Here is a 23,750-nt window from a genome sequence, read left to right on the forward strand (position 1 = left end):
TATTATAATTTAAAATTTTATTCTATGGGAATAAATACAGAATAGGATTCATCCCCTTTTTTTATCGCTAGGGTTAACACTTTTGGCAACCCGTCCTCGTGATAGATAAAGGGGCGTTCCATTCTATCTGGAATTATCGAGGTTCCATCATTTCTCTCGATATTCTTTTCCATTACCACAAAGTTATTGGCTTTTTGCCAATCCAAGCCATTTTCGGAGGTTAGCAAACCAACATAGTTGTGAGCGTGAAAAACACCATAAAACCGATTACGGTTTTCATCAAACCATATCGACATATCTTCAGTATCCATGTAATCTATTACTGGTTTCTCCTGTATCGCAAAAGGTCCAATAGGACGATCCGATATCGCTACAGCTTGGTTGCGGACAAAATTTTTATCATTTGGTTTATCACCCTTTACAACCAAATAATACTTACCATCCTTACCCCTGTCGATTGCAGGATTAACTGTAAGGGTTGTAATAGGGCCTGCTGGCTCCACTAAAGGTTTCTCCATTCTATTCCATGGGCCATTTAGTGAATTTGATACTGCCACTCCCGTTCTTTGATTTGGTCGCAGTATCTTCCAGTTAGTATGGTTATACCCTACCTTGGCTATCTCCACCAGTTCATTTTCAGTATATTCTTTACCTCCCATATTTGTAGCTATATAGTACAAATAGAATTTACCTTCAAAATATTTAATTTTAGGATTGTGTGCTGTAACTCCATCCCAATAACCAACACCCCTCCCTTTAAGCACCGTTTCTTTATATTTCCACGGCCCAGCGGGTGTATTACTGGTGGCGTGGGCAATTTCTGAATGAGTTAACCATCCTGTAAATCCATATTCTTTTTTCCAACGGGAATAAAATAAATGATATTTGCCATCGCTTTCCTTTATTATTGAACTTCCCCAATTGTAATATCCGGCTGTCTTAAAAATATTATCTTCAGAAATCCGCTTAAAAAGACCATTTAGCTTAAGATCATCCTCCTTTTCTTGAGTAAAGCCCAAGAAAAGATAAAAGCAACATATCCAGAATAATCTAAATGCCATCCGTCTTATTTATTATTTATATTTAAAACCTCATCTGGGTAGGGAATTTGCTCCCCTGATTCTTTTTTAGCTGGTATTTGCGCCTCCACTTCACGCAAATAATCGGACAGAATTTTTGCCAATTCCTTTGTTTTTTCAGGCTCCTCCTCCACTAAATTTTTGGTTTCCCCAATATCGTCTTTTAGATTAAAGAGTTCCATTCTACTATCCATATAGTAATAGATTAGTTTATAATCTCCTACGCGAGTAGTACTAGAAGCTCCTATTCCCGGTCCAGATGGCCCCCATTCATTGGGATAATGCCAAAAGAGAGGTCGGTCTTCAAAATTGTTATTCTTATTTTCTAAAGTTGGAACAAAACTAACTCCATCAACGGCCTGTACCGTTTTGTAGTTTTTTACGCCTGCCATTTCTAAAATAGTAGGATAAAAATCTTCGATGATAACTTGATTATCGGTAACCGAATTGGGAGCTGTTCTCCCAGGCCATTTCACCAACATTGGTTCACGGATTCCCCCTTCATAGGCAGATCCCTTCCCGCTATTAAGTGGTTTATTATGGGTGTTTCTTTCTCCCCCTCTAGCGTGTACACTTAATCCGCCGTTATCGGACATAAAAAGGATGATGGTATTGTCTGTCTGACCTTTATCTTCTAGGAAATCCATAATATCCCCCAAGCTCTTATCCATTCCCTCTACTAGGGAAGCATATTTTGCCTCGATGGTATCTAGCCCCTTGTCGTAGTATTTTTGCACAAATCGGTCGTCCGCCATTATCGGAATATGAACCGCATAATGCGACATGTTTAAAAAGAAAGGTTGATTTTTCTCAATTGCAGCATCCATAGCCTCCATGGCTTCCACAGTAATAGCCTCGGTAAGAAAAATATCTTCACCGTGGTATTTTTCCAATCCGGGAACTGCCCATACTTCCTTGCCTTTTTTTCCGTTTCCAAAATTCTCCGTACCCAAATAACTCTCTGGTGCACCCGCAGCGTGACCTGCAATATTTACATCAAAACCTAGGTTTAGGGGATCCTCTCCGGGAGTACCAATAGCCCCTAAATGCGCTTTCCCTGCATGAATGGTAAAGTAGCCCGCTTCTTGCAATAACTGTGGCATTGGAGTAGCGTAAACCGCTTTATTAATGCCCTCTACCGGACTCATTCCGTTTACATTCCATTCCGGAAAGGATAAGGTCTTATGATTGGTTTCCATGGGCTGCAATTGATCCTTTCGCAGCGTCCAATTGGTTACCCTATGTCTGGCAGCATTCATCCCTGTCATTAAACTAACCCGTGTTGGAGTACAAACTGCTGTAGCATAAGCTTGGGTAAATTTCATCCCCTCATCTGCCAAGCGCTCCATATTTGGAGTTTGATACAAGTCGTTGTAGGGAGTCCTCTCTGTCCAAAAAGGAACAGAGGTATCTTGCCACCCCATATCGTCCACAAAAAACAGTACGATATTGGGTTGGGCAGTTTCCATTTCAGATTTCTCCTTTGGCTTTTCTTTACATCCAACCAATAAGAACGACCCAAAAAAGGCAATTAGTAGTTTACCGCTATTCATTTAATTTCTTTTTTAATTGCTAAACGCCTCTAACACTGGTTTACCTCTCCAAAAATCGGGAGTTTTTAATCCAAGAGCATGTGCAATAGTAGCTGCCGTATCATAGGTGACTATACTTGAATTTAATTTTCCTTTAGCAGGAATATTAGCTCCATAGATTATCCAAGGAATTTCTACCTCAGCCAAGGTTTTCCCTCCATGGCCTTTTCCAATTCCTCCATGATCGGAGCTAAAAATAATTAGGGTATCGTCCATCATCCCCGCCTTCTCTACGGATGCCAAAATTTCTCCTACCTGAGCATCTACCTTTTCTATTGCAGCATAATATTCGGGCGTTCCATGCCCAATCTCATGACCTTCATTATCTGGATGGGTTAGATGTATAAAGGTAAGCGTCGCCTTATCACCTAAATGAAAATCCATCGCTTTTTCAATCGTCTCATCATCTGTTCTTCCATTAAAATCCAGATCTACCATGTTTTTTTCAAACAAATAGCCAATTCCGCCCCAAGTATAGGAAACTCCTTTTTTGGCAGATGGCATCTGTTCATCAACCAAACTAAAGATAGTAGGGTAAATATCACCTTTTCCTATAATTCTAGACGGCAACTCTGGGGTCTTGCTTCCCCATTCTGTATACCCATGTAATTCTGGACCTGACCCCATAATCATAGAAGCCCAGTTTACGGCGCTAGAAGATGGCAATACCGATCTTGCCTGTAAGGAATAGGCTCCGCCCGCCATCAACTTTCGTAGGTTTGGAAGTTTGGCCTTCTCAAAAGCATAGGCACCAAATCCATCGGACCCGATTAAAATAACGTGTTTTGCTAGGGGCTTTTGCTCTACTGCAGATTGACTGCTTTTACACGAAATTAGAACGGCAAATAAGGTTGTAGCTACCGCTATATTTTTTAGTAAATGATTCATTGGTTTGGTTATATTATTTTTAATTTTTCAGTTTCTCTATATCCAATTTAGTACTTATCTATAATTGACTCCAAACACTAGATAATACATCTCAAAAGTCAACATTGTAATTCTCTAATGAGCTCTATTTAGCCTCTTGTTGTCATTTTATTTACATCTAAGCATAAAGCAATCTACCTCTTTTGTCCGCCTTTCATTTCTTTTGCTCGCCCAAAAGAAACGAACAGGGCCGATAAACTAAGGTACGGTCCACCTTGGTTTAGAGGAGCCAGCCGTAGCGAAAGCCAGCGCGCCAACTGGCCCCTCACTTTTAATGCAAATCGTTGCATTTTCCGTTCGGTCCTAATGAATTTTTTCGACAACAAGGTCGAAAAACCATGTCCGAAACTCCGCGTCGCTACGTTCCTCCGCTCCTGATCTCGGAGCTTTCGACCACTATTCTGCGGATAAGGAAATCTGCTTCGCTAAGACTAAAAACTTCAACTACTTTTTCTATAAACGAACTTTTGAAGTCGCACTACTTTAATTACTCTCTATCACAGCTCCGTCTTCACGGTAAAGATCCACCTTACCGTCTAACAATACAGCAATTACTGTCATGTTTTCATCCAACACATGTTCGGGCAACTTAATATACTTTATACCTGGATAATGACTCCAATATACTTTCCCTATCACCTGATGGGATAGTTTAGTGCCTTCACCAACTACCCAAATACGATTGATATTATTTTTAAGTCCGCGCAAAACTACTTCTCCGCCTGGATTACCTTTCACGAATAAATACAGAATAGTTTGATCCTTAGACAAGGTGGTAGGCCCATAAAAATGCTCTTTGGGAATACCTGAACGAGTACCGTAAATGGCCTCTTTATGCTTATTGGTCCATCTTCCTAATCCTTCTAAAATAGCCACTTGCTCTTCTGGAATTGTTCCATCACCTTTAGGACCTATATCTAGCAGGAGGTTACCGCCATTACTAATGACATCGGCAAAAGTGCCAATAATCTGGTCCGTAGTCTTATAATTGTGGTCATTTTTTTGATAACCCCAGGAGTCGTTCATAGTAAGGCACAATTCCCAGAATTTATTCTCTGGCCTCGTAATAGGCATTCCTTGCTCTGGGGTAGCGTAGTCCCCCTGATCATTTAATCGTGAATTAAGAATGGTATTTGGATTCCTATCTAATAGCATCTGTCGCACTTTTGGTGCCTGCCATTCTTCTGAGCTATGTTCCCAATCCCCATCAAACCAATATAAATCTGGATTATAGGTATCAGAAAGTTCTTTTAGTTGCCCCTGATAGTATTTTAAGAATTTGTCCCATCTTTTAGGTTCATCAGCAATTTTGTATCGCATAGAATCCCGGGTAAAGTGGGTATAATCAGCATAGGACCAATCTGGCAAAGAATAATAAATCCCCACTTTTAAATTGTTCTTTCTAAGCTCGGAAACAAAGGGGGTTAGTACATCTTTTTTAGAAGATGCTCCTTTAACCGCATTAAAGTCGCCAAATTTTGTATCCCACAATGCAAATCCATCGTGGTGTTTAGAGGTGATGACCGAATATTTGGCCCCACTCTTTTTTATAAGATCTACCCAAGCGGTTGGATCATATTTCTTGGCCGTAAATCCCTTAGTTTGTTTTAGGTAATCTTTATGAGAGATATACCCATTAAAAAAGGACCAAGATTCATCTATACCATTAACGGCATATAACCCCCAGTGGATAAAAATCCCCAATTTGGCATCTTTAAACCATTCCATTTTTTCCTCATTTTGGGAAAGGTTTCCTTGGGCTTGTTCTTGGGCAAAATTTGAACTAATGGCCAATAAAAAAATAGAAGTTATCAGTTTCTTCATGTGTAAATAAGTAATTTTAATATAGTTCTCCCATTAGGGGATTAATCGATTTTTTTAAGCTCCGAATTTAACCAAACCTTTTGGTCTTTTTTCAGAATTACATTGGCATTTGTATTACCGTACACCAATTTAACCTCTGTATTCTTTTTGGACTTTAGGCCCACTCTTTCCAGTTGACCATTTTTCCATTCCAAATCAACTTCAATATTACCACGCGCTATCAAACCAGTGATACTCCCCGTACCCCAATTTTGCGGTAATGCAGGCAGTAATCTTAAAAACCCTTCATGGGATTGCAATAGCAATTCTGCTACTGCGGCGGTATATCCAAAATTACCATCTATTTGAAATGGCGGATGCTCATCAAACAAATTATCCGCAACGGAAATCTGCATAAACTTATTAATATTTTCTTCTGCAGATGCAGCATCCAATAATCGGGCATTAAAATTAATCATCCAGGCTCTACTCCATCCTGTACCTGCACCCCCGTGCTGCAAACGGAAGTCGATTGTTTTCTGAGCTGCTGCAAAAGCCTCCTTATCTTTTGAGGTGATAGCAACACCAGGGTGAAGCGCATAGAGGTGAGACATATGACGATGCCCTTTTTCTGGCTCTTCATATTCTTCATTCCATTCCAAAATCCGACCATCTTTTCCAATCTTAACTCCAGGGTAGAGACCATCCAATTTCGCTTTCACTTCTTTTATAAAGTCATCCTCTATCTGCAATACTTCTGCAGCTGCCAAGGTATTTCCAAATGCTTCAGCTATAATTTGATGTCCCATAGCAGATCCGGTGGTCATAGCGGCAGGCTTTCCATCTGCTGCGTAATAAGAATTCTCTGGGGAGGCTTCTGGGTAAGAAATCCATTTATCACTGCTTTCATCTTTTTGCAACCAGTCCAAATAAAACTCGCTTATCCCTTTTAAGTATGGATAGGCACGTTTTTGAAGAAACTCCTCATCCTCCGTAAATTTATAATGTTCCCAATAATGTTGGGCTAGCCATCCACCACCGTGAATCCATGCGCCCCAATAGGCTCTTTCTGCACGCATCCATGGGGTTGCCCATAAGTCTGTTGCGTGATGCATAACTGCTCCACGATTAATTCCATATTGTTGCTTAGCCGTAGCTCTTCCTCTTTCTAACAAGCGGTCCCCAAGATCGAACAAGGGCATGTGCAATTCTGAGAGATTAGTCACCTCAGCCGGCCAATAATTCATTTGCAAGTTGATGTTAAGATGGTAATCTGCATTCCATGGCGCCTCTAAATGATTGTTCCAAATCCCTTGTAGATTAGCAGGATTAGTTCCTGGTCTAGAAGACGATATTAGCAAATAACGACCATAGTGAAACAATTTAGCGGCTAAATCGGGGTCATCGTTACCATCTTTAATTCTCTGTAACCTTACATCTGTAGGTAGGGAATCTAGCTCCTTACCTCCTAGGTCTAAAGTAACTCGGTTATACAAGGAAGTATAATCTTCAATATGCCTGTTTAAAAGGTTTGAAAAGGTCTTCCCCTCCACGCTTTCTAGCGTTTCAGTATTTTTAACTTTATAATCGTCCGAATAAAAAGATGTATTAGCCACAAGGTAAATAGTAGCTTCTTTTACCCCTTTTAGGCTTAAAGTTCCATTATTGGCACTTACTTCCCCTGAGGTATTTTTAACTTTTAGTCGAGTTTCAAATTTTACACCGTAATTGATCTCAAAAGGTTTAGATTCTTTTTTCCCTCCGTATTGGGTCACCATTCCTAGCATACTAATTTCTTTGTCTGAAGGGTTAGAAGTAGTTACCGTTTTATGACCGTGATCTTGTGGTCGATCTAACTTTAAGTCAAAATCCATACCCTCTGCAGCTGTAGTGCTCAGATAAATTACCATAACGTCATCTGCATTAGAAGAAAATACTTTCTCAGAATATTCAGCTCCGTTACTAGTATAGCTTACTTCTGCCAAGGCATTATTTAGGTCTAAAGATCTTTTGTAGTTCTCTACATTCTTTTTCCCTTTAAAATCGATAAAAAGATCGCCCATAGTTTGGTGTGATCTTACCACTGTTTTATAGGAAAACTTGTCCATGTAGGTAGCATCTACTTCATGTGGTTTTCCTTCCCTTAGCAATTTTCTAAAATGCTCTAAGTCCTCTGGAGTTCCTTTGGAGTCTCCCCAATCTGGACCACCGGGCCACATAGAATCTTCATTTAGCTGAATACGCTCATTATTCGGATCCCCAAAAACCATTGCTCCCAATCTACCATTACCAACGGGTAAAGCCTCCATCCATTTGGCCGCTGGTTGTGCATACCATATCTCGTTGGAAGGCAAAACCTTTTCCTGAGTCTGACAGCAGTAAAATATTAACCCAACTAATGTTAGTACAAGCGTCTTAATCTGATTCATTCTTTATTTGATTATTTAATTGTTTTTTCTAATTCCCAATCATCGGTTCTAAATGCAGAAGCGGGTAATCCGGCCGAATTGTAAAGGTTTGGTATCGCCCCGTTCGTAAAGGCAAATCTAACCGCCTTTGGTTCTTCTACTTTTTTGGATGACACACTTATGTTATTGTCGTTAATTTTAGCCTTCGCTGGATAAAACACTTTATCTTCTCCTGCGATATAAAACTCAACCAATTCCTTTCCTTTTTTTATCAACCCATTTTCTGCAAAGTCAAAACTAAGCACAATTTCCTTTTTCTTTATTTCCATGGACTTATAAACGGGACCTGAATACACCAATTCTTGATTTCCATAGGTTTTTGCTAAAGCCCATTGTGCTAATCGGTATCCAACATCTTGTTTGTTAATAGGGTGGATGTTATCTAAATTTCCAATATCATTGGTGACCACCATACCGGTATTAGCTACATTTTGCATGGTATATAATTGCGCATCTCGCACATGAGCAGCGTCTGTAGCCTTGGGATCATCATACTTATATGGAGCAATCTGTACAAAATAAAAAGGAAGGTTCTTACCCCATTCCGCTCTCCACGATTTTATCATTGAACGAAATGATTTATAGTAGGAATCTGGATTAACTCTATTAGATTCTCCTTGATACCATATAAAACCTACAATATTGAATTTTGTAATAGGATGAATCATGGCATTATAAGCATAACCAGGATCATTGGGCCACCAGGCAACCTCCCTTAGTTTACTTGCAGCTTTGGTTAATTCCGCATCCTCGGTAATCAATTCTTTTTTCATCCAAACTTCTACGGGTGTTCCTCCCCAACTGGAATTAATTAGTCCCACGGGAACCGATAATTCACGATGTAATTCTCTACCAAAAAAGTATGCTACGGAACTAAAGTTTTGCATAGTCTCTGGTTTACAAACCACCCATTCCCCTCTTAATTGATCTTGCGGGGAGGCTGATATTTGTTGTGCTACCTGAAAAAAGCGGATTTCCGGGTAATTGGCATTTTTTATTTCTTCCTCCGCGTTCTCCAATCCTTGTTTGGGCGTCCATTGCATATTACTTTGGCCAGACCCCAACCACACTTCACCTATTAAAACATTGCTTATTTCCAGTTTTTCATGACCTTCTACTATTACTTTATAAGCTCCTCCTGCCTCTGGGGTTGGCAATTGAACGGTCCACACTCCTTGATGGGCTTTAGTGGTTATCTTTTTATTGTTCCAAGTGCCATATACGGTAATCTCCTCACTGGTAGCAGTAGTCCAGCCCCAAATAGTTACATCAGATTGCTGTTGCAGCACCATATTGTCTGATAATATGGAGGGGAGCCAAATCTCTCCATACATATTAGTGGTAATAAGCAAAAGCAGTAAACCTAATAACTTTTTCATTCGTTTATATTTTATTACAGATAACCAATGTTACCAAATTTTTTTAATCGATAATTGAATTAAAGCTTTCACTAATGATTCTCCCCAACACTTTATATCCTTCAGGTAGTAAATGAATTCCATCTTTAGCATATAAATCCGCTCTCAAGAACCCATTATTATCCGAAAACTCGTCGATTACATTGTAATAGTAAATCGTTTTTTGATTTCCTAAGTTCTTTATAAGAGAATGAATTTTATTGTATTTTACTCTTCTATCCGTTTTCGGATTTAAGCCGGTAGGCAAGGGTCCTAACAGGATGACTTTTGTAGAGGGAGCAAATTTTTCTTTTGCTATCATTAAGATCTTTTGAATCCCTCCTGCGATCTCTTCCGCTGTATTTTCTCCAAAATTATTTACACCGATCGCCAATACAACAACCTTAGGATTTGCAGCCTCATAGTTCCCATTTTTAATACGGTATAGAACGTGTTGGGTCCTATCTCCAGAAATTCCGGCACCGATCCAGTTTAAATCCTTAAAATAAAGTGCTGCGGCTTCCTTTCCTGGAGCATAGGTAACATTGGGTCTATTTCCACCCCAACCTTGCGTAATGGAGTTCCCAATTAGCAGTAGGTCGGTTTCTTTTGTGGCTTGGCATAGCGAATCAATATCTTTAGCCTGTGCCCACCAGTCTTTTCCTTCTATCCAACCTGCGGCCGATCTATATTCCGCCGAAGGAGAGGGGATAGCAGCAAAATTTACTTTTTGATTCGTTGCTCTAAGGATAAAATCGACTATCGGACTGGGGTTTTCCAAACTATGTGGATGATGTCCAATTCCTTCTTTGTATATGGCTTCTATTACACCCCCATGTGCTTTAATGCCTTCTTCAAATAGTTTGGTATTTTCTGCCACGGGAACCACCTCATCTGAAGCACCACAAACGTGCATCATAGGATACCCCCCTTTAGCAATAGTTTTTATCTTATGAATGGGGTTGCCTTTAAAATTGGATATATCCTTATCACTCTTTAAGTAATACACTTTTTTAAATGCTTCCCAATCTGAGGCACTCCCTTTGCCCTTACCCAACCCACCAGGCCAGCTTTTTCCATCAAGAACGGGAGCATCGGCATATACCGCTGCCACTTTTTCAGGATTCTTCTCCGCCCAATTATAAACGATTAATCCACCTCTACTCATCCCCTCCAGCACTACTTTTTTGGGAAGTCCAGCTTGGGTCATTAACTCATAAAAATCATCCCAACGTTTAACCGCTTCGGGACCGCCAAACAAATTGGCAACATCATAGTAAGCAATATGAAAACCTCTTTCCAGTAAAGCAATATCCGTTTGAGGTTCATGCCCCCAGAATCTTGCTCTCAACACCCAAGGTCTCCCGGCGGCAACTTTTTTAGGTTGTACTACTTTAGAAGGGATTCCCTTATATTCAAAATTGGTTTGTGGGTATCCGTGAAAGTTTACGGTTTCATTATTTTTTATATCGTCGGATTCAAAAATAGTTATGGGTTTGCTTTCTTGCAGCATCACAGTTTCATAAAGTCGCTTTGCAATCACTGTAGCCCCTAATGAGGAAGGGTGCACCATATCTGGTAATAATTGGGGTTGGTCTATAAAAAGTTGATACAGATCCAACACTTCGGATTTGGTCTTGTAGGCAACTGAACGAGCCTTAGGAATAATTTTATTTTTTATAATTGGATTCCAAATATTAGTAGTGTCGGATGTAAATGCAGGTAATGGCAATAGTATTACTATCCTTACTTTATCATTTACTGCTTTAAAACTTGCTATTAAATCGGTATAATCGGATTCGTATTCCTCTAAATAAACCCTGTTTTGAAGTTTACTATCGTTGGTGCCCAATTTTATAAAAACAATGTCTGGTTTAAATTCCAAGGCATTGGAATAAGCCTCTGTTTCCCAATAGGGTCTATCCCCTTTTTTTAAAAGGGTCCTTCCGCTTACTCCAAAATTACGAACCTCGTAAGAGTCACCCAATAACTCCTGTAATTGGGCGGGATAGGAATTCTTTTCCCTATTAGCTACCTTAGATCCATAGGTGATGCTATTTCCTACAGTAGCAATTTTGATTGGCTCTTGAAGCATCGCCCAAGAAGCTTCCACAAATAGGAAAAAACCTAAAACCAATATTACGAGTTTGTTTTTTCCCATTACAATAAATTATAAATAGGCTTTAAATTGAGCTGATCGCCCATCTTTTCTTGAAGCAGTAATAGTTCCTCAAAAAGCTGTTTTATTAAGGCAGCATTTTCAGGTGCTTTTGCAATATCATTTAATTCCTCAGGATCAGTTTCCAGGTTATAAAGTCGCACTACCTCCGATTTTGGATACACAATAAGTTTATATCCATCTTTCCTGATCATGCGCTGAGAACCTTTCTCATAAGTACCATAGATAGCGTTATAATTGCCGGTATCTTCCGTTTCCCTTATCAAATTCATCAGGCTATTAAATTCTACATAGTCGGGCTTTTCTACCCCTCCCAAATCCCGTGCTGTAGCCATTACATCTTGTAGGTACACATCAGCTTCCACTTTTTTCCCTTTTGGAATATCTGGTCCAACTACCATTAAGGGAACCCGAATACTATGATCGTACATACTCTGCTTCCCCATAAGGCCATGCTCACCTACGGCCAATCCGTGGTCTGAAGTATAAATGATATAGGTATTATCCATTTGACCGTTCCTTTCCAAGGCTTCCAAAATATCCTTTAACTGATCGTCTAAATGGGTGGTAATGGCGTAATATTCTTGTCGGTTTACTTTTACCGAATATTCAGTTCTTGGGAATGGCGCTAATTTCTCATCTCGTAGCGTTGGTCCGGCTCCCATGGTTTCCGCATAGGGATATTGCGGTAGAAAACTATTTGGAACAGCTATATCCTCTAGGGGATACATTTCTACATATTCTTTTGGCGACTGCCTAGGATCGTGTGGCGCATTAAAGGCGACATACATAAAGAAGGGATTCGTTCTATTAGCCGCGCTATCTAAAAAAGCTACCGCATCTTCCTTTACTAGTTCGCTCCAGTGTTTTCCTCCTTTCCAATATCCGCCAAATTCCTTTTTCCATGGTTTCCAAACCGTATCATGGACATTTAACGGTCTATTATACCCTTCGGGCGTATCAAAGGGCATTCCCCTGAGTACATGCCCCACATGGTTAAAAATGTCCTTTGGTTTTGCATTAACATGCCATTTTCCGGTCATATAGGTATCATAACCAGAAGTCTGCATTAGTTTAGGCCAAGTTTTTTCGGTTTCTTCGTCCTTGGTATATTGGTCGGAAATCTGTTGTGCTCTCCATATAGAGCGACCGCTAATGATCATTGCCCTAGAGGCAACACAAATGGCTCCATTCCAACCGCCCATATTGTAAGCATGGGTAAAAGTAGTTCCTTCTTTCACCAACTTATCCATGGTGGGAGTTATAACCTCTTTATTCCCTAAGGCATGCACGTCCTTAAAACTCTGATCGTCTGAAAAGAGAAAAATGATATTTGGTTTTTTATGCTCCTCCAATTCTGGAGTCACCTCTTTTTTCCCATCTGGTTTACAGTTGGAAAAGAGGGCACACAGAATAAGCAGTGAGAATATATTCCTTCTCATTTCATATAGAGTTTATGCGAATGCTTTTTTTATTGGTCGATTTTCATCGTACCAAGTTTTATTAAATTTAGATTGCCCTCATACAAATCCTATGAGGGCAATACTTCTAAATCTAATTATTATCCTTGGTAGGCTCTTGCTGTTTGCTTAGAGGTTCCCAATCCTTCAATCCCTAATTCAACCACATCACCTGGTTTTAAGTATTTAGGAGGATTAAATCCTAGTCCAACCCCAAACGGAGTACCAGTAGAAATAATATCCCCTGGCAATAGGGTCATAAACTGACTGATATAACTCACTACTTCCTGAATGTTAAAAATAAAGTCGGATGTAGAACTATCTTGTACTTTCTCTCCGTTCAACTTTAACCAAAGGTTTAGGTTATTAGGATCTTTAATTTCGTCTTTTGTAGCTATAAAAGGACCAACTGGAGCAAAGGTGTCACAGCTCTTCCCTTTTACCCACTGACCTTCACGTTCTGTCTGAAATTCTCTTTCGCTATAATCGTTATGCAGCACGTAACCAGCAACATGGTCTAGCGCATTTTCTTCTGAAACATAGGAAGCCTTTTTACCGATAACCACCGCTAATTCTACTTCCCAATCTGTTTTCACACTGTTTTTAGGGATAATAACGTCATCGTTAGGACCTACTATAGCAGAGGTGGCTTTAAAGAAAAGAACTGGTTCTTTAGGTACTGCCATTCCACTTTCAGCTGCGTGTTTCGCATAATTAAGTCCAACACATACAATCTTTGAAGGTCTAACCAAAGGAGCTCCTAAACGAACGCTATCGTCCACTTTAGGGCAGCTACTTTCATTTTCTTCCAACCATTTTTTTAATTGCTCTATTCCGTCAGTTCCAAAGAAATCCTCATTGTAATCCCTTCCAAAAGCAGATACGTCTAACCTAGTACCATTTTCCAATTGCACACCAGGTTTTTCTTTTCCTACCTCTCCAAATCGAATTAATTTCATCTTCTTATTATTTTAAATTACTGTTCCTTTTAACTTATTTCAATTATTTCATACAAAGCGCATACTCTCTCTTGGCGAAAACATATCTAAATACTTAATAATCAATACTATGTACTCAATACTTTGTACTTTGTACTCACTCCTCACATCTCCTCACCAAACACTTCCAATTGCTTCCAATTCTTACTTCCATAACCTTCTGGGTCGTTCTCTTGATTTTCCCCAGGCGTACTTCTTCCATTCTTAATATAGGCAACCATCAATTGAGTAAGTTCTTTTTCCACTTCCTCAAACTGTCCATAAAGATTAGTTGATTCTTTTGGATCATTAGCTAAGTCATATAACTGGAATTTAGGAAGCTCCCCAATATTTTCCGAATTTGGCTTGGGATCACTCCAACCTCCCGAACCCGGACTAAATATCATTTTCCAATTCTCTTTTCTAATCGCAAAACTTCCGTTTATAGAATGGTGTACGGTAGCCTCTCTTGTATAGGCTTCAGAATTGGCATCATTTAGTAAGGGTAAAATAGAAAAACTATCTTCTCCCTCATTATCCTTTAAATCTACCCCAACAATATCTGCACATGTAGCTAAGAGGTCGGTAGTACAGATCGTTTTATTGGAAACTGAACCCGGCTTTATCGTGGATGGCCATTTTACCATAAACGGCACTCGGTGTCCTCCTTCAAAAATATCGGCCTTGTGACCTCTATAGATTCCGTTAGGACTATGCCCTTTTGCTAGCATCTCATTAATATCTGCTGCAGGTGAACAGCCATTATCGCTCGTAAAGATAACGATAGTATTATTTTCTATACCCGATTCTTTAATGGCATCTGCCAACTGCCCCATATAAGAATCTATCAGCATCATAAAATCCCCATAGGGATTTAAATTACTTTTTCCTGCCCATTCTTCGGTGGGCAAAATTGGGGTATGTGGTGATGGGAGTGCCAAGTATAAAAAGAAAGGGTTTTCACTTGTGGATTTTTGTTTGACATAGTCAATAGACCTTCTAAAAAAATTTGGGGTAACATCCTCAAAATCGAAGTCACGCGCCGTAGGGCCTTTTCGCCACCACCCATATTTATCTTTGCTTTCGGTAACCGTATCGGGTACCATAGTAGGCATTCCATTTTCTACATAAACATAAGGGGCCATATCTAGCGACCCGCTATGGCCGTAAGAATAGGTAAAGCCTAAATCTTTGGGTGAATTCTTTACTGGTTTTGAAAAATCAATATTTTCAAAATCGTTTGGATTCCAACCATCACCAGATTCTACATTAGGGTCTTTAAGAGCCCAGTCCCATCCCAGATGCCATTTTCCAATGAAAGCCGTTTCATATCCTTCCTTTTGTAATAATGAAGCAACAGTAGTCCTATTATTAGGGATAAGCGCCTTAGAGTTCCCGGTAAGCACACTGCTTTTTAAAGGACTTCTCCAATTATACCTTCCTGTTATAATCCCGTAACGAGTAGGAGTACATACTGCAGAGGAGGTATGCGCATCCGTAAACCGCATTCCTTGTTTAGCAATAGCATCTAGATTTGGAGTCTTTATTTTACCATCAGGATTAAAAATAGCGATATCTCCATAACCAAGGTCATCGGCAAGCACATAGATTATATTAGGCAATGTTTCCTCTTTTACTGCCATTTTCTTGCTTGTAGAACCACAAGAAATTAATGACCAGGCCATTATTACCAAAATTAAACAACTTAAAAATCTACTATTCATATCCTATCAGCATTTAGATTTTTGTGTTTATTATAATTTTCTTTTCCTTTTGATCCCTAATAATGGTAAGGTTTAATTTTCCCATCCAATTATAGGTTTGGTACGCTTTCATTAGATCTGCCACCGTATCTATTTGGTGTCCTTCTGCTGCAACAATGACATCTCCTTGCTGTAATTCCGAATTTCCAGCGACGGATTCCACTTCAATGGATACTAATAAAACACCGGCGGTCTTATTTAATCCGGATGCCGAGCGTTCTGCCATAGTGGTAATGTTCTTTATTTTAGCACCCAACCAATCGAATATTGCTTCCTTATCACTGTCCTCTCCAAAAAATAGCTGAGGGTTCTCAGGGGTTTTAGCAAGGGACTTCAATTTATCATTAGTAACTCCAAACTGATCCATCTCAAAATTCTTGAATCCAATTTCCAATGCAGGAGAACTTTCTTTAACCTTATAATTCCCGGCTTCTGCATCTATGAACTGAGCCTCACCATACCTACTATTGTTATCAACTCCCTTATTTTGAGCGTATAACAAACTTTCTTGGTCCGGGAAAAGATTATAATCCACCTCCTTACCCCAAGCATCCAAACGAATATCCTTATGCTGTGTAAAAACGATATTATGCTTAAAAACATCTTCACTGTTCTTAAACCATACGTGAGGATGAAATCCGTTATTCAACATGATATTATTTTCTACGGTGCGATAAAATCCTTCCCGTAATTTGATACCTCCGTTTAAACAGAGATTGTTATAGATATGATAATTGGAAGAACCGTCATCCAAGTCTATATCCCATCCATGATCACAGCGGAATCTATTATTTCTAATAATCGTAGTCTTGATGGCATCCCATTTAGGCATCTCTGGATTATCGGTTACAATCTGATTCATCGTATTCCGATTTGGGTGCCAAAAGCGGTCTCTGCCCCAAGAATTAAATGCCCCGTGATCTCCAGATTCCAGTACAGTATTAAAAACATCGTTGTACTCAAGTATATGTCCGCCCCAAGTACCGTCCCCAATATTTATCCCCGCTCTAGGCACATCATAAATACTGTTATGGCTTACGGTTATATCCATCGCCATGGCAATTTGCACACCTGCCGTTTGCTTTTCTACTCTTCCCGTACGATGAATTAAATTATTATCTACAACAGAGTTACTAGGATAGGTATTGTTTTTTGGCCCTCTAACAGAGTCCATTTCTGCTACGGGAACAAATTCACCATACTGAAAGGATGGGGACCGTACTGCTCCGGGGCTTCCTACAAAACTAATACCCGATGCTCCCACGTTATGAATATGGTTTTCGGATAGGGTTACCTCCCTATTATAATTACTTACAAAGATGGCATTACCCCCTAGGTTGGTCAGTTCACAATTCTGTAAGCTTACATTGTATGTTCCTTCCAAGAAGATCGCTCCTCCTCTGTAGATGGTCCAATCGCTTCTTAGCAAAGGCTCATATTCCTCCATAATAGTACGTTGAGCATGTTCAAAGCGAATTCCACTTATTCCAATATCACGCACCGGATTTTCCTCAACGCCCACTATCTCTAGTAAGTGCTTTTGTTGAACCCCTTCTATTATGGCATTCGTAATATCTACTCCTTCTTTAGGCCAGTAAAATAACTTGTAATCCTCATCGAAGAACCACTCTCCTGGAGCGTCCAATTCTTCAAATACATTCTCTACCATACGATACCTATTATGCATATCTGAAGGACGGTTATTCTGATGTCCGCCAGACAATATAAGTTCGCCATTTTCATGGATCCCGGTAGAAATGTAATGGAATCCTCCCCATTCCCCACTATGCATAGCATGGATTATTGCTCCTTCGGGATTGGACCAAGTTTTAACTATTTCGGGGGATATAGCATCGGCAGCATGACCTTGCCAGTGCCCTCCATTCTCATTATAATTGGGGTAACGAGCCAATATTTGCTGTTTTCCATCCACAAAAAGCTGATCAAAAATATCCTCTTTTTGTAATTGTGCTACCCAGATATTCTCGTTATACTTTTCCCATTTAGGGGTAAGCAGTTTGGATCCTTTAATTATAGTCTTATCTGCACCTTTGCCAACTATTTTTAAAGGTCCATGTTCTGGTTTAATCCTAATTGGGGAACTTAACCGATGCTCCCCTTCCATTAGGTGAATTGTGAAAGAACCTTGCTCCCCTTCGTTTCTCAATTGAACAACGGTATTAAGTCCCTCTTCAATAGTATTAAAAACCAGTTCTCCATTTTTAGATTCACCACCATTGGCAGATATATAAATATCGGATACCGATGGGGAACAGCCTATTAAGCATAAGGCTATCATTAAAATAAATGGCACTATTTTTTTCATTTCTATTATAAAGTCATCTTACCTACATTCTTTCTACTGGGTCCTAGGTTCTCAACTATATACATTTAGACTAACCCTACCTTTCGGTAGGCAGGCTCAATCTCTTATCCAATCGGTGGCGGAGTTTATCTGCCCATGGCAGGCGTAGTCGAAGCCACATCTCAATACTCAATACTTTGTACTCAATACTTAGTACTTAATACTATCTAATCAGTCTACCAAAAAATCGACCTCAGCGATTGCTGCAACTTTACCGCCACCTGCAATTTCTTTAGACTCCACTCTGATATATCTTGTGGTAATGGCAGATTTAAAGTCATGCTTTCTTGTCACCGGATCATTTATCAGGTTTCCAAATTCAAAATCTTCTACCGCTTTCCAAGATTTTCCATCAGCACTAGATAGTATTCTACCCTGCTGAATCATTCCTTCCGAAGACACAGTTTGTGGAGTATAAGTAAACCCTTTAATAGTATACTCTTGTCCTAGATCTATATTGATATAATGTGGAGCTCCTTTATCTCCAGATTTCCAGAAAGTAGCGGGATTCCCATCAAAAGCCTTTTCTGCTGTTTGATCTCCTGTGTGGCTGTCTGCCCCCAATGATTTCCAATCCTTTTTAATTATGCCAAACTCTGTACTGGTTACGCTTCCCATTTGATCCTTTATTTGGGATACCGCGTTTATCTCTCCCGAAGGGAACATAAAGCTTTCGGTATAAATAGGGGAATCTGCTGTTGGAGTAGATCCATCCTTGGTATACCTAATTGTATACTCACCATTTAAATTCCCACTAATATCCTGACCGTGAGGTTTCCATCCAAAATCTTCCTTTTTAGGAGCAATTGTCACCATTCCATCAACATTTCTTTCTATAGTAAGTTGCGGAGGGCGCGTATTATAATAATAGGCACCAGCAAAAGAAATTGCAGGATACCATCTAGATTGCGTTAGCCTTACCCTTAGCTTATTAGTAGTTACTTCCTGGAATCTTAAAATTCTCTTATACCCAATATTAGTAGATACCGCTATTTCTTTCCACTCATTATCTATCCAAGCATCCAAAGCATGTTTTTCTACTCTTTCTCCATGGGTAGCAATCGCTTCTTGCAGCACAAATCTATTAAGGGTAATCGGATTTTTTGTGCTTATGATTATTTCACTATTCTCCTTATCGAACACCTCAAAACTTTCCGTATTCGCATCCAAGATATTATTAGGGCCATCTGAACCGTCCAATAAATTATTGGTATAGGTTTCTTTTATTCGTTGCCCTACCTCTTTTAATACTCTAACATCTTCCGGAGAAAATTTCCCTTCCCTATTTGGGGGAATATTTAGTAGGAAGGTAGAATTGCCACCTACTGATCTCTCGTAAATATCAAAAACATCGTCTGTACTACGCACCTTCTGATCGGTATCGTCCCTATAAAACCAGCCTTCTCTTATAGAAGTATTGATTTCTGCTTGTTGATAATGCAAAAACTTAGCGTTATAGAGTTTTTCACGACTTCCTATATCTTCAGCAGTTATATCATCAAATCTGTTTAGGTTTGCTGGATCCTCCAGGTACGGAATAACATTCCACTCGGTATCTCTAGTATCTCCTGCCTCATTACCACACCAACGAATATCCTCTTTTCCGAAAATTACCGTTTCTGGCGCCAATGTTCTTATCAATTCTTTCCAAGCTAGGTAATTATAGGTCTGTCCTCCCTTGCGTTTCGGGTGAGCACCGTCAAACCATACTTCGTGTATTGGACCGTATTCGGTTAATAGTTCAAAAAGCTGATTTAAGAAATACTCGTTATAATCATCAACCTTAAAAGTAAAAGTGGTCTTATTTTCAAAAGGCCTACCTTCTACTGGTCTTGGAATGGTGCGTTCTGTATATTCACTTAAGTTTCCATAAAGTCCTTCCTCATTTTCTATCTGATACAGGTCTGCTGGAGACAAATACACCCCTAATTTAAGACCGTACTTTTTACATGATTCTGAAAGTTCCCTTAACACATCACCCTTACCATCTTTAAAAGGAGTAGACATTATCCCGTGATCGGTATACCTACTTTGCCAAAGCACAAATCCGTCGTGATGCTTTACTGTAAGGATTACCTTTTTCATTCCGGCATCGCTCATGGCCTTAACCCATTGATCTGTGTCCAAATTTTTAAGATCGAATATCTTGGGATCCTCCATTCCATTCCCCCATTCCATTCTAGTAAAAGTGTTTGGGCCAAAATGGATAAACGCAATAAATTCGTTTTTTAAGGCCTCGTACTGGTTAGGCGTAGGAACTACATGCGCCGCTTTTAAAATAATGGAATCCTTGGTATCTGTATCCTTCACAGGAATAGTACTGGAAACTGGCATTATCAAAGCATCGAACTTTGGTTTTTGAGCACAAGCCGATAAAAAAACTGCTATGGCTAAAAATTGAAATATTTTATTCATTTTATTATTCTTTCACTTTTCGTTGATCGAAATTATTACCAATACGCACTCTGGTTATGCTATCAAATTGAGCAATCACCGCATTAATATATCTCCAAATTGACACATTGACTCATTGGTACATTGGTACATTCACTAATTGGTACACTGGTTCACTAATCAATTGCTACATTAACCCAATAATCCTATCCATTCAATTTTATAAACCCTCCATCAATCGGGAAATCGGTTCCCGTTATAAAGGAGGCTTCATCTGAACATAGGTACAAAGCTAAATTGGCAACTTCCTCTGGTTTACCCATTCTACCAATAGGCTGGGTTTTAGAAAGTTTCTCAAACATCTCTGCTTCCTTTCCAGGATAGTTTTTTCCTATAAATCCATCTACAAAAGGTGTGTGGATTCTTGCAGGAGAAATACTGTTACAACGGATACCCTCTTCTAAATAGTCCTTTGCTACAGAAAGTGTCATAGTTAACACTGCACCTTTAGACATGGAGTAGGCGAACCTATCAGATATCCCAACTGAAGAAGCAATAGAGGCCATATTAACAATAACTCCACCTTTCTCCTTCATCTTTCCTACTACAGCATGCATACAATTATACACCCCTTTAATATTCACATTATAAATCCGATCCATATCATCTTCGGCCGTTCCCTCTAAATTTCCAACGTGGGCAATACCTGCATTATTGATCAGAATATCTATATATTGTTTATCAGCTATGGCATCCACTATTTGCGCAACCTGCTTTGTATTAGAAACATCACAGGCATGGAATGTTGCATTGCCTCCCGCGGAAGAAATCTCTCCTACCACTCTATTTCCATTTTCGGCATTAAATTCCAAAATATGCACATGAGCCCCTTGAGCAGCAAATTTTTTGGAAATAGCCTCGCCAATACCACTAGCACCGCCAGTAACAATAGCTGTTTTATTCTTTAAACTAAAAAGTGTCATATTCGTCAGTTTAATATTCGTTATTACGTATTTTATTACTGCGCTTTTTCCGCCGCATCTTGCTGCCAGATAACACCATTTGGAAAACTATAATCTTCCAAAGATTGCTCTTTCATGGTTATACTATATCCTGGCAATGAAGGAGGCATATAAGCTCCGTTCTTAATCACTACTGGGTCGTAGAAATGTTCGTGCAAATGATCTACATATTCAATTATTCTATCCTCAAGAGTTCCGCTAATCGCAATGAAGTCGATCATAGACAGGTGTTGCACATATTCACACAATCCCACCCCACCAGCGTGTGGACATACAGGAATTTCAAATTTTGCTGCCATTAAAAGAATGGCCAAAATTTCGTTCACTCCTCCAACTCTACAGCTATCTATCTGGCAGATTCCCAAAGCCTCAGCTTGCATCAACTGCTTAAAAATCACTCTATTCTGACAGTGCTCACCTGTAGCCACTTTTATAGGATCTACGGCCCTCGCAATTTTAGCGTGACCTAGTATATCATCTGGACTAGTAGGCTCTTCTATCCACCAGGGATCAAACTTTTTAAGTTTAGCCATATTCTCTATAGCCTCATCTACATCCCATTTCTGATTAGCATCCATCATCAGCCTTAAATCTGTACCAATTTCTTCACGGATAATGGCAGCACGGCGCATATCGTCTTGTAGATCGGAACCTACTTTAATTTTCATATGCTTAAATCCGGCTTCTTTCGCCTCCCTACAGAGACGTCTCATTTTATCATCCGAGTACCCTAACCACCCTGCAGAAGTAGTATAGGCAGGATAACCATTTTTAAGCAAATAGTCTATTCTTTCTTGCTTGGTAGCCTCTTTTTCTTTTAGAAACTGTAATGCCTCTTCTGGTGTAACAGCATCTGTGATATAGGTGAAATCGATACAGGACACCAGTTCTTCTGGAGACATATCTGCCAATAATTTCCATAGTGGCTTTTTCTCCATTTTAGCATAAAGATCCCAAACAGCATTTACCACAGCCCCTGTTGCCAAATGAATTACTCCTTTTTCTGGCCCCAACCATCTAAGCTGACTATCTCCAGTAATCATCTTCCAGAAAGCACCCATATTCTGGATAAAACTTTCCATAGATTTTCCTTTTACCAAGGGAGCAAGGGAGTGAATTGCTGCAGCACAAAGCTCATTCCCTCTACCTATAGTAAAGGTTAGCCCATGACCTTCCAATCCATCTGGATGGTCGGTTTTCAAAATTACATATGCAGCGGAATAATCTGGATCAGGATTCATAGCATCTGAACCATCCAAAGATTTACTAGTTGGAAATCGAACATCTTTCACCAAGACATCCGTAATTATTGTTTTACTCATTATTTATCATATTAGAACAACAAAATTAAGACTACCCCTACAACATCTCAACCACAACAAGACTCATTTTCGATACTTTTTTAACCCTAAATAGTCTTTAATCTTGTTTTTGAGTATGAAGCTTCACATATTCAGAAGGCGACATACCCATAATTGATTTAAAGTGGCGGTTAAAATTGGAGATATTATTAAATCCAGATTCATAACAAACAGGGGTGATGTTATCCCGATTTTCTATTAGCAATTTACAGGCGTAACCTATACGTATCTCATTAAGATAACGGGTAAATGTTTTTCTATGCACCCTTTTAAAGAACCTACTAAAAGCGGAAGGGTTCATCTTAGCAATTTCTGCCACATCTTTTGACCCTATAGGCTGATTAAAGTTTTTGAAAATATACTCATAGATTTCATCTAAACTTTTATTATCGGTCTTATTAAAGGAATTTAAAAAACCTGGACTAGATAATAGTTGATATTCCTCATGAGTAGCAAGTAGGTGAAGCACCTCTAATAGCCCAATGATTTTATGAAAAGGATCCATATTAAGTAGATCTTTAATTTTCGTTAGCACACTATTATCTATATTAACGAATTTAATCCCTTGCCTCGCTCTTTTTATTAATTGAGAAATGGGCTTCATTTCTATAGCCTTTAAAAATTCCTCCCCCAAAAAGTCTTCTTTAAAATGAACAGCGATTGCTTCTGCAGTCAGACTAGCATCCTCATCAAAGTAAACCTCATCATTGAGCCACATATGGGGCAGATTCTTCCCTAAAAGCACTAGCTCACCTTCCTCAAATTTTTCTATTCCATCTCCTATAAATCGCGTTCCTGTACTCTTTACAATGTACACCAACTCCAATTCGGGATGATAATGCCAAACTTTTAAAAAATGAGAAAAACTATTCTGTGTAACAGTAAAAGAACTATTCTGCAAACTAGCCCTATTAAGTAAATGTAGCTTCATAATAAGATTTGAGTAATAAACTAAAACAACTA

General features: G+C 39.3%; 15 protein-coding genes. All 15 read right to left on the reverse strand.

Features of this window, described 5'->3' with window-relative positions:
• Nucleotides 1-17 precede the first annotated feature (17 nt).
• Complete coding sequence (locus tag H344_RS0106445) at nucleotides 18-1,061, reverse strand: glycoside hydrolase family protein (RefSeq protein WP_026809565.1); 1,044 nt, start codon at nucleotides 1,059-1,061, stop codon at nucleotides 18-20.
• Between the two features lie 5 nt (nucleotides 1,062-1,066).
• The gene (locus tag H344_RS0106450; RefSeq protein WP_026809566.1) at nucleotides 1,067-2,632 is read right to left on the reverse strand and encodes a sulfatase; all 1,566 of its coding nucleotides are present in this window, start codon (nucleotides 2,630-2,632) and stop codon (nucleotides 1,067-1,069) included.
• A gap of 12 nt (nucleotides 2,633-2,644) precedes the next feature.
• On the reverse strand, nucleotides 2,645-3,559 hold the full coding sequence (locus H344_RS0106455) for an alkaline phosphatase (protein WP_034256247.1): 915 nt from the start codon (nucleotides 3,557-3,559) through the stop codon (nucleotides 2,645-2,647).
• Nucleotides 3,560-4,081: 522 nt separating this feature from the next.
• Nucleotides 4,082-5,422 (reverse strand): alpha-L-fucosidase, encoded by a 1,341-nt coding sequence (locus tag H344_RS0106465; protein WP_026809568.1) that lies wholly within the window; start codon nucleotides 5,420-5,422, stop codon nucleotides 4,082-4,084.
• A 41-nt stretch (nucleotides 5,423-5,463) separates the two neighbouring features.
• On the reverse strand, nucleotides 5,464-7,830 hold the full coding sequence (locus tag H344_RS0106470) for a glycoside hydrolase family 95 protein (protein WP_026809569.1): 2,367 nt from the start codon (nucleotides 7,828-7,830) through the stop codon (nucleotides 5,464-5,466).
• Nucleotides 7,831-7,841: 11 nt separating this feature from the next.
• The gene (locus tag H344_RS0106475) at nucleotides 7,842-9,248 is read right to left on the reverse strand and encodes a sialate O-acetylesterase (protein ID WP_026809570.1); all 1,407 of its coding nucleotides are present in this window, start codon (nucleotides 9,246-9,248) and stop codon (nucleotides 7,842-7,844) included.
• A 43-nt stretch (nucleotides 9,249-9,291) separates the two neighbouring features.
• Entirely contained in the window at nucleotides 9,292-11,427 is a 2,136-nt protein-coding gene (locus H344_RS21355) for a GDSL-type esterase/lipase family protein (protein WP_026809571.1), read from the reverse strand.
• A complete protein-coding gene (locus H344_RS0106485) occupies nucleotides 11,427-12,887 on the reverse strand; it encodes a sulfatase-like hydrolase/transferase (RefSeq protein ID WP_026809572.1) in 1,461 nt (486 codons plus the stop codon). The genes H344_RS21355 and H344_RS0106485 overlap by 1 nt, the downstream gene beginning before the upstream one ends.
• A 119-nt stretch (nucleotides 12,888-13,006) precedes the next feature.
• On the reverse strand, nucleotides 13,007-13,864 hold the full coding sequence (locus H344_RS0106490; RefSeq protein ID WP_026809573.1) for a fumarylacetoacetate hydrolase family protein: 858 nt from the start codon (nucleotides 13,862-13,864) through the stop codon (nucleotides 13,007-13,009).
• A 143-nt stretch (nucleotides 13,865-14,007) separates the two neighbouring features.
• Complete coding sequence (locus H344_RS0106495) at nucleotides 14,008-15,606, reverse strand: sulfatase family protein (RefSeq protein ID WP_034256249.1); 1,599 nt, start codon at nucleotides 15,604-15,606, stop codon at nucleotides 14,008-14,010.
• Nucleotides 15,607-15,619: 13 nt separating this feature from the next.
• Complete coding sequence (locus H344_RS0106500) at nucleotides 15,620-17,971, reverse strand: PDZ domain-containing protein (protein WP_026809575.1); 2,352 nt, start codon at nucleotides 17,969-17,971, stop codon at nucleotides 15,620-15,622.
• 210 nt (nucleotides 17,972-18,181) lie between these two features.
• Nucleotides 18,182-20,425 (reverse strand): alpha-L-fucosidase, encoded by a 2,244-nt coding sequence (locus H344_RS0106505; protein WP_034256251.1) that lies wholly within the window; start codon nucleotides 20,423-20,425, stop codon nucleotides 18,182-18,184.
• A 185-nt stretch (nucleotides 20,426-20,610) separates the two neighbouring features.
• A complete protein-coding gene (locus H344_RS0106510; protein ID WP_026809577.1) occupies nucleotides 20,611-21,387 on the reverse strand; it encodes an SDR family NAD(P)-dependent oxidoreductase in 777 nt (258 codons plus the stop codon).
• 35 nt (nucleotides 21,388-21,422) lie between these two features.
• Complete coding sequence (locus tag H344_RS0106515) at nucleotides 21,423-22,748, reverse strand: L-fuconate dehydratase (protein ID WP_026809578.1); 1,326 nt, start codon at nucleotides 22,746-22,748, stop codon at nucleotides 21,423-21,425.
• Nucleotides 22,749-22,845: 97 nt separating this feature from the next.
• Complete coding sequence (locus H344_RS0106520; RefSeq protein WP_026809579.1) at nucleotides 22,846-23,718, reverse strand: AraC family transcriptional regulator; 873 nt, start codon at nucleotides 23,716-23,718, stop codon at nucleotides 22,846-22,848.
• Between the last annotated feature and the right edge of the window lie 32 nt (nucleotides 23,719-23,750).

The sequence above is a fragment of the Arenibacter latericius DSM 15913 genome (assembly GCF_000424985.1).
Taxonomy (GTDB): domain Bacteria; phylum Bacteroidota; class Bacteroidia; order Flavobacteriales; family Flavobacteriaceae; genus Arenibacter; species Arenibacter latericius.

What these genes read in the sequence shown, in the direction of transcription:
- H344_RS0106445 (WP_026809565.1), bottom strand. Translation starts at nt 1,061, where the DNA reads ATGGCATTTAGATTATTCTGGATATGTTGCTTTTATCTTTTCTTGGGC.
- H344_RS0106450 (WP_026809566.1), bottom strand. Translation starts at nt 2,632, where the DNA reads ATGAATAGCGGTAAACTACTAATTGCCTTTTTTGGGTCGTTCTTATTG.
- H344_RS0106455 (WP_034256247.1), bottom strand. Translation starts at nt 3,559, where the DNA reads ATGAATCATTTACTAAAAAATATAGCGGTAGCTACAACCTTATTTGCC.
- H344_RS0106465 (WP_026809568.1), bottom strand. Translation starts at nt 5,422, where the DNA reads ATGAAGAAACTGATAACTTCTATTTTTTTATTGGCCATTAGTTCAAAT.
- H344_RS0106470 (WP_026809569.1), bottom strand. Translation starts at nt 7,830, where the DNA reads ATGAATCAGATTAAGACGCTTGTACTAACATTAGTTGGGTTAATATTT.
- H344_RS0106475 (WP_026809570.1), bottom strand. Translation starts at nt 9,248, where the DNA reads ATGAAAAAGTTATTAGGTTTACTGCTTTTGCTTATTACCACTAATATG.
- H344_RS21355 (WP_026809571.1), bottom strand. Translation starts at nt 11,427, where the DNA reads ATGGGAAAAAACAAACTCGTAATATTGGTTTTAGGTTTTTTCCTATTT.
- H344_RS0106485 (WP_026809572.1), bottom strand. Translation starts at nt 12,887, where the DNA reads ATGAGAAGGAATATATTCTCACTGCTTATTCTGTGTGCCCTCTTTTCC.
- H344_RS0106490 (WP_026809573.1), bottom strand. Translation starts at nt 13,864, where the DNA reads ATGAAATTAATTCGATTTGGAGAGGTAGGAAAAGAAAAACCTGGTGTG.
- H344_RS0106495 (WP_034256249.1), bottom strand. Translation starts at nt 15,606, where the DNA reads ATGAATAGTAGATTTTTAAGTTGTTTAATTTTGGTAATAATGGCCTGG.
- H344_RS0106500 (WP_026809575.1), bottom strand. Translation starts at nt 17,971, where the DNA reads ATGAAAAAAATAGTGCCATTTATTTTAATGATAGCCTTATGCTTAATA.
- H344_RS0106505 (WP_034256251.1), bottom strand. Translation starts at nt 20,425, where the DNA reads ATGAATAAAATATTTCAATTTTTAGCCATAGCAGTTTTTTTATCGGCT.
- H344_RS0106510 (WP_026809577.1), bottom strand. Translation starts at nt 21,387, where the DNA reads ATGACACTTTTTAGTTTAAAGAATAAAACAGCTATTGTTACTGGCGGT.
- H344_RS0106515 (WP_026809578.1), bottom strand. Translation starts at nt 22,748, where the DNA reads ATGAGTAAAACAATAATTACGGATGTCTTGGTGAAAGATGTTCGATTT.
- H344_RS0106520 (WP_026809579.1), bottom strand. Translation starts at nt 23,718, where the DNA reads ATGAAGCTACATTTACTTAATAGGGCTAGTTTGCAGAATAGTTCTTTT.